Annotated in this window: 7 protein-coding genes, 1 tRNA gene and 1 pseudogene; 5 read left to right on the forward strand and 4 right to left on the reverse strand. The window is 64.2% G+C overall.

What is annotated here, in order from left to right; translation table 11 throughout:
• Positions 1-881: alpha/beta hydrolase (locus VML93_RS36735; RefSeq protein WP_325618511.1), on the reverse strand; the 881-nt coding region annotated here is incomplete at its 3' end.
• A 194-nt stretch (positions 882-1,075) separates the two neighbouring features.
• On the opposite strand from VML93_RS36735, the gene VML93_RS36740 reads away from it, so the two are divergent.
• From VML93_RS36740 to VML93_RS36755, 4 genes and pseudogenes are all read left to right on the forward strand, one after another.
• Positions 1,076-1,149, forward strand: a tRNA-Arg gene (locus tag VML93_RS36740).
• A gap of 479 nt (positions 1,150-1,628) precedes the next feature.
• Positions 1,629-2,213, forward strand: a complete 585-nt coding sequence (locus VML93_RS36745) for a hypothetical protein (protein WP_325618513.1) — start codon at positions 1,629-1,631, stop codon at positions 2,211-2,213.
• A pseudogene (locus VML93_RS36750) lies at positions 2,210-2,434 on the forward strand (nucleotidyl transferase AbiEii/AbiGii toxin family protein); the annotation flags it as partial. The gene VML93_RS36745 and the pseudogene VML93_RS36750, both read left to right, overlap by 4 nt.
• Before the next feature lie 59 nt (positions 2,435-2,493).
• Positions 2,494-3,102 (forward strand): nucleotidyl transferase AbiEii/AbiGii toxin family protein, encoded by a 609-nt coding sequence (locus VML93_RS36755; RefSeq protein WP_325618515.1) that lies wholly within the window; start codon positions 2,494-2,496, stop codon positions 3,100-3,102.
• A 186-nt stretch (positions 3,103-3,288) separates the two neighbouring features.
• On the opposite strand, the gene VML93_RS36760 is transcribed toward VML93_RS36755, so the two are convergent.
• The 3 genes from VML93_RS36760 to VML93_RS36770 all read right to left on the reverse strand — a co-directional run bounded on the left by VML93_RS36760 (position 3,289) and on the right by VML93_RS36770 (position 6,086).
• On the reverse strand, positions 3,289-3,687 hold the full coding sequence (locus tag VML93_RS36760; protein WP_325618517.1) for a hypothetical protein: 399 nt from the start codon (positions 3,685-3,687) through the stop codon (positions 3,289-3,291).
• A gap of 183 nt (positions 3,688-3,870) precedes the next feature.
• Positions 3,871-4,476, reverse strand: a complete 606-nt coding sequence (locus tag VML93_RS36765) for a MarR family transcriptional regulator (protein WP_325618519.1) — start codon at positions 4,474-4,476, stop codon at positions 3,871-3,873.
• Positions 4,473-6,086, reverse strand: coding sequence for a pyruvate, phosphate dikinase (locus tag VML93_RS36770; protein WP_325618521.1), 1,614 nt, complete (start codon positions 6,084-6,086; stop codon positions 4,473-4,475). Before VML93_RS36770 ends, VML93_RS36765 begins: the two co-directional genes overlap by 4 nt.
• A 697-nt stretch (positions 6,087-6,783) precedes the next feature.
• Here VML93_RS36770 and VML93_RS36775 point away from each other — a divergent pair.
• Positions 6,784-7,305, forward strand: a complete 522-nt coding sequence (locus VML93_RS36775; protein ID WP_414686541.1) for a hypothetical protein — start codon at positions 6,784-6,786, stop codon at positions 7,303-7,305.
• Positions 7,306-7,346: the final 41 nt, after the last annotated feature.

The raw sequence follows: 7,346 nt of genomic DNA on the forward strand, positions 1-7,346 counted from the left end.
AGCATGATCTCGTGCATGTTCCCGAAGTCGGTGAAGTCGTAGACGCCGTAGTACGGCGCGACCGCCTGCACCGACGTGTCGGCGCTTTCGAAGCCGGGCTGGAACGTCGGGTCGTTGGCGCTGAGCGCGGCCAGGGAAGCCAGGTGCCCACCCGCTGAGCCGCCGGTGACCGCAATGAAGTCTGGGTCGCCGCCGTAGTCCCCGATGTTCTCGCGGACCCAGGCGATGGCCCGCTTCACGTCGACGATGTGCGCAGGGAACTTGCGACGCGGGCTCTTGCTGTAGTTGATCGACACGCAGATCCAGCCGAGCTCCACCATCCGGCTCATCAGCGTGTATGCCTGCGGGCGCTTGCCGTTGACGGACCACGCGCCGCCGGGGACCTGGATCAGCACCGGAGCGTGGTCACCGGGCGCCAGGTCGGAGCGCCGCCAGATGTCGAGCAGATTGTCACGACCGCGCGGACCGTAGGAAATGTCGGAGGTGTGCGCCGCGTAGCGGCGGTGCGGCCCGGACGGCAACAGCCCGCCGCGGCGTTCCCGCGCGGAGGGATCGCCGGCCGGATGGCACACCAGTTCGCGGAATTCCGGCCCGAAGGATTCTTCGAGCGCGGCAGTTAGGGCCTGATCGGCGCGTTGCGCGGCCCACGTCGCGCCGACGCGGCCGATCGGGGTAGGCGACACCCGGGACAACGCGTGCCCGGTGACGACCTGGGGGGGAAACTCGGTGGACAGCCAGCCGGCCACCCAGCCGACGGCGAACGGCGAGCCGCGCAGCAACAAAGCGCCGGCCCGGACCGTATCTCTGGCGTCGGCCGCCAGTTGGGCCCCTTGTCGCAGCGCTTCGGCACCAGCCCGCGAGCACCGCGAAGTCACGTTCATGACAATGGTCAACGCCACACCCCTCGACGTCAGGCACACGCATCGTTGCGGTTAACGGCCGATTACCGGCCGATGTAGCACGTGTGTCGAGGCTCACACCATAACCGATAATTGCGGCAGGGGAAGACCTTTCGGGCGCGTCGCGGTCGACAAATCGCGTGTCGGGCACGGTTGGATAGACTGACCTGCGCATTGCCTCCGTAGCTCAGGTGGATAGAGCAAGGGCCTTCTAATCCCTAGGTCGCACGTTCGAGTCGTGCCGGGGGCACTGGTCACAGGTGGTTTTTGGGCGTACTCACTAAGGTCGGTCGTCGTTTATTCGTCGTATGTCGGACCTGAATCGCCGTTGACTGCTCTGTCCAGCAGTTCTGCCACCTGGTTGTGCACCCGACCGCGGCTCATGTAGCGGTCCTGCGTCATCGACACTTTTGCGTGCCCGAGGTGAACGTTCCAGCCCCAGCCTCCGACAACACCGCCGCTAGCCAGTTGGATAAACTCACCGACGCTCTGTCTGCCGCCCACATGACCTCTCCGCGACGGCGCCGCCATAGTCGAATTCGCCCGCGAATATCGCTTGGGCGACCTGGCCCGCTCATCACCGTCATCAACGAGCCAGGCTGGGACATGGTGGGAATCATGCCGGGGTCGCCTGGTTGCGACAGCCGAATCATCGTAGACGTGGCGTACCAAATTCTATACAGTGGTAGTAGTTATGTATAGGATTTGGTACGGACGGAGGTGTTATCGATGGGTGATGCCGACCTCGACCTCTTGAGCACCATGGCGGACACGTTTCGATTTTCCGAGGCGCTAGAACACATGAACAGGCGCCAGTTTTACAGCCTGCGCAACGAAGGGCGAATCGTCCAGATCGCTCGCGGTCTCTACCGCAAGAGCGACTGGTACGGCGACGAAGACCTCGCCGAGATCAGCTCCTCCTCGCCACAGGCCACAATCGCGCTGCGGTCGGCACTTGCGCGCCACGACCTCATCGACGACATACCCGACATGCTCGACATCGCCATCCCCCGGGGAGCCTGGGCACCGCGCCTGAGCACACCCGTCAGATGGCATCGCTTTGACCCGGCCACCTTCACCATCGGACGCGACACGCTCCCCATCGGTGCGGGTAAGCAAATCGGCATCTACTCCGCTCCGCGCAGCATCATCGATGCTTATCGACTGCAACATCTTGAGGGCATCGATCTGGCCAACGAAGCTCTCAAGAGGTGGTTGCGCCAAGGCGGACAGCCCTCCGAGCTGCTCCGCACGGCCCGTTCGTTCCCCCGCGCGCAGCGCGCTCTCCAGCAAGCACTGACGATCCTGCTATGAGCGCCATCTCTCGCAAGACAGCCAGCGGGCGCGCATACATCGACCTCCAGCGACGCGCAAAGGACAGCAGACGAAATACTCAGGAGCTGCTCCAGCTCTATATCCTCGAAGGGTTTCTTGCTCGGCTCAGCAACAGTCCGGCGAGCACCAAGCTGGTGCTTAAGGGCGGAGTCCTCCTAGCCGCGTTCGGCAACCGTCGTCCCACTCGTGACGTCGACCTTGCCGGACGGGAGATCGGCAACGCCCAGGCCCCGGTTCTCGCCCTGATCAAGTCCGTCCTGTGCGCCTGCCCGAGGACGACGGGATCGCGTTCGACGCCGGTGCCGCGAGGTCCGAGGTCATCCGTGACGAGGACGAATATTCAGGCGTCCGCGTCAGCTTGGATGCCCAGATCGCCACATCGCGGCACAAGTTCCACGCTGACGTGAGCCTCGGGGACCCCATCGTCCCCAGCCCCAAGCTGGTCTCCGTGCCTCGGTTGCTCAGTGGCGATCCGATCACCCTCAACGGCTATCCGCTACACATGGTGCACGCAGAAAAGATCGTCACCGCCATACAGCGCGGTGTCGCGAATACGCGTTGGCGGGATTTCGGTGACATTTGGGTTCTCTCCCGCGCCCACACCCTGGCCGGTACGGATCTTCAGACTGCGGTCCGAGAAGTGGCCCAATATCGACGCACCGAGTTGATATCACTCACCGACGTGCTTGACGGCTATCCCGACCTGGCGCAGCCCCGATGGGCCACATGGCGCAACCGACAAAACCGCAACGAACTACCTGAACGGTTTGCTGATCTACTCACCGAGGTCATCGCCTTCGCCGAACCGGCGGTCACCGACGATCTCACGAATATGAGCTGGAGCCCAGACGACGGGGAATGGCGATAGCCGCAGACGAAGGCTCAACGCTCCGGTTCAGATCCGGGCTCCGGTTGCCTATTATTCGGCTCTAATGACCAAGAATCACCCGGATTCGCCCGGTGCACAGCTGGATCGCTAAGAAGCCAAAACCATGATCTACCAGTACAAACGAGCATTTTTCCGGAACTAATCGGAGCCCGATTTCGGTAATCCCTAGGTCGCACGTTCGAGTCGTGCCGGGGGCACTGACTGAAGTGTCTGAAGGGTTTGCTGTGCCCCTGTCGCCCAGGCGCCAGCAAGCTTCTCAAGCACGCCGCTAAGGCGGTCAGCGGTAGGCACCACCTGCTCAATCGGCCACAAACCGGTCCGATCCTTGATGCGCTGCCTGACGGCATCGGTCCCGTTGGCCAGGCTCGCCAAGCCGAAACGGGTCGCCCATTGGAGCAGGCGTGTTTCGTCTACCACGTTTACGTCGCCCCGAGGTCCATCCGGGCCGAATTCGGCCATAAGCTCTACGGCCAAGTCCGCGGGCGACAGGCGCTGCAACCGCTCGACTTCGGCTCGGGCGGCTTCCTCCGCGGCCGAGGGCTTCTTCTCACCGAACAATGGCATGACGCCCTCCTTTTAGGCCCGCCGACACCGGACGGGTGAAAGCGGATGTCCCCGGCTGGGCGAAGGATCTCGCAAGCGGCCGTGTCGAAATGTTCTTTGGCATTTAGGTGCCACAATTCTCCAGCAGCTTTTCACAGCTGCCCCGGCCGCTTCGCAAAGACCAGGTGACCTGCGACTATGCCGCTAGCCCCCGTGGCCGGCTTTGGCTTCACCCTCGCGTGTCAGGCCGGCCGCACCGATCAGCTCTTCGTGCAGTTCGAACCACACGGTGTGGTAGGAGTCGACCATCGGCCGGGTTAGCCACATCGCTTCTCCCCGCTGCACTTTGGCATAGGCGGCATCCAGCTTCCTCGAGTATGCGAACAGTCGCGGGATTTGGCCGGCGACCGTCGCGATGATCGGGATCACCCGCTCATGGACGGTCGCCAGGCGCGCCAATATCGCGGCGTCGTACCCGGGATCGTCATGCGTATTGCGTTGGCCATCCTTGAGTTGCCAGTCTGACACCAACGCCTTGAAATCCGAGTTTACCTGCCGGAATTCGTGATAAGTGCCGGCGATCGCCGCCGCATCAGCCGCCTCCCGTTCCGCCGCGAGCAGCGCAGCCAGCCGGGCCCGTCCCGTCTGCGACAACCGCACTGTTCCCTCACCCAGCAGCAGGCCCGAATCGGTCAGGCGTGTGACGGTCTCGGCGATTGCAACCGGGTCATCGTCGATAGTGGCCGCCAAATCGTCGGGGCTGACGCGGCCCTTCAGGCGAACGGCTTGCAGCACCTTCAGTTCGGTCATGAAGAGTTCCGCGACAGCCGGTTGCCTGCATGCAACGCCGTGAGCATCACGATCAGCGGTTGGGTTGATACAACGTCAGTGTGTCCGGCGGTGATCGCCGCCATGACCGCCGAAGGGGACGTGTCGTCCAAATGGACATAGGGACCTTGGTGGTGTGCCCGCAGCGGGCTGACGGTCCGGGCGATGTCGGCGAGCTCGGCCAGCTCAGGTGAGTCGCGCTCCGACCAGACGGTAAGCGGCAACACGCCTTCTCTGACCTCACCTGCCGTTCCATCGACGGTGACCAGCTTGCCCTCGGCTGCTGCAGCCACCCCTGCCCCGCAGCCGACCACTGCCGGGCGGCCGATCTCCCGGCTAACCACTGCGGCATGCGAGGTGACCCCGCCTACCTCAGTCACGACACCGCGTGCCGCCAACATGCCGCCGACGTCCTCGGGGCTGGTCAACGGGCGGACCAGAATGACGTCTTCGCCGCCTTCGGCAGCGTCGATGGCGGCGTCGACATCGGTATAGGCCCGTCCGGACGCGACGCCGGGAGAGGCCGGCAGACCGCGGGCCAACAGTGGCGCCGACATCCGGGTCTCAGGGCGCAAGGACGGCAATAGCAGCGCCTCGATCTGAGCAGGGGTCACCCGTCGCAGCGCCTCGGCATCATCGATGAGTCCCCCGGCGCGAAACCGCAGTGCCAGCCGCAGCTCGGCCTGCGCCGAGCGTTTCGCCGTGCGGGTTTGCAGCAGCCACAGCCGCCCGTCTTCGACGGTGAACTCGATGTCCTGTACGTCGCGACCGAGCTGCTCGAGTTTTCGTGCCGCGGCCACTAGCTGCTCGTAGACGGCGGGTTGGTCATCGCGCAACGCCGTCACGGGTGAACAGTCGGTCGACCCCGACACCACCTCGTCACCCTGCCCGCCAGGAAGCCACTCCCCGAACGGTTCGTCTGCGCCGGTCATCGGATTGCGGGAGAACAGGACACCACTGCCCGACGAGGGGCCCATGTTTCCGAACACCATCGCTTGCACGACGACCGCAGTGCCGCCGCGGTCGTCAAGGTTGTGGTGGCGCCGGTAGGTCACTGCCCGCGATGAGTTCCAGGACGAAAACACCGCCTCAATCGCACCGCGCAGCTGGCCATACGCATCATCGGGCACGACACCGCTCTTGTCGGCCAACACGATCCGTCGGTACATGTCGCAGAACCGTCGACGGGTGTCGTCAGCGAAATCCGCTGTGAATGCGGCCTTCAGCGCCTTATGCACAGCGCCGGTGACGCCCAGGTTCAACACCGTGTCGAGCATGCCCGGTGTCGATACCGCAGCGCCACTGCGCACACTGACCAGCAATGGCCGCGGGCCACGGTTGAACGAGCGCCCCGTCTCCTCCTCCAGCCATCCCATCGCGGTCACAACCTGATTCCAGATGGCGTCGAGGGTGTGGTCGGGAGCGGCCAGGAATCGCCCGCATACTTCCGTGGTGATGCAAAACGCGGGCGGCACCGGCAAACCGTGAGCACACATCACCTCGATTCCGTATGCCTTATTTCCGAGCAACTCTCGCGGCTGTCTGGAATCGCCGGCCAACCGCACAACCGGCGGTGCGGTGAATTCAGCCATGCTGTGAGACACCTCCTGCCGCTCCACTTCCGTGCTGGGCGCAAGGCCGAGCACATCGACGTTACGCCAGAGCTATCAGGCAACAGGATTGCCGTGAACGCCCTAAGGCCGGCCCACGGTAGGCAAGACGAACATCACTGGTTCGCGGTCGCCTCGGCCGCAGCGGCAGGCTCCAGGTACGGCCATGCGAGCTCGGGCGGGAAGCCCGCCGCACAGCGGATGCAGGGCCAACGACCTACCGTTACGAAGCGCCGCCACCACCGCCTCGTCCGGTGTGAAGATCGCGTAAGCCCCGTGTGAATCACGCAGCTCTGAAACGGTTTTGGCGCGGGTGATGCCGGCGACCGAATCATCACCGTGCCGGTTGGGCGCAGTCGAGGGCTTCGACTGCCACTGCCGGGTGGTCTAAGCACCGGCATGCTCGGCACGTGAATGACGCTGGCCGTGTCATGACACTCGCTCCGCACCTTCGACGGGTAACGCCTCGAGTGCCGAAGCGCCATGGCCGACGCGGAAGTTCCCGCCCAGCAGCTTTTCCGGCGCAGCGCAGGCGATGGCGGAGCTGATGGCTCGGAGTCGGTGAGACTATGCCGGCCCTTTCGCCCGCGGGCGGCTGACAATGCGGCGCTCCACGCGTAACGGCGGCTGTCCAGCAGATTCCCCGGCGAGAAATCGCTCCCTGTGTTACCCAGAGAGGGTGTGGAAAACCCTGTCGGTAGCTGCCGTCACCGCCTGCACCGCGGTCGGCGTTTGTCCCGTCGCCCATGCGGACCGTACCGAACCGGTACCGGTCTATGGGTATTACAACGCCTACATCGATCGAACGAAGCAGACGTTCAACGGTGCGCCCATACCGACGGACCCGTCGAACATGCTCGGCCTGTTCACCACCACCTGCGACGTGAAGGGATGCGTCGTGAAATGGCTCAGGGAGACCGAGATCGTCCAGAATCCCTATGCGCCAGACCTTTACACCTACACGTGGAACAACGGCCGATGGGAATCCAGCAGCGACTATCCCTACTTCTGCGATCCCACCGGGACCCACGGCACCGTGCCCTCCCGGCGGTCGGACTTCCTGGTACCCAATCCCGACGGAAGCTTCTGGGGCGAGCGGACATTCACCGTTGCCGGACCCGGCTGTCCGGGTGAGGGCCCGGGCGTCTACTGGCTGCCAATCTCGTTGACCCCCATCGATCCGCCGCCGTCGCCGCGGTAGCGGTCGGATTCAGGTCAGCTGTCGACGTCCATCTCGGCCAA

The sequence above is a fragment of the Mycobacterium sp. genome (genome assembly GCF_035499775.1).
Taxonomy (GTDB): Bacteria; Actinomycetota; Actinomycetes; order Mycobacteriales; family Mycobacteriaceae; genus Mycobacterium.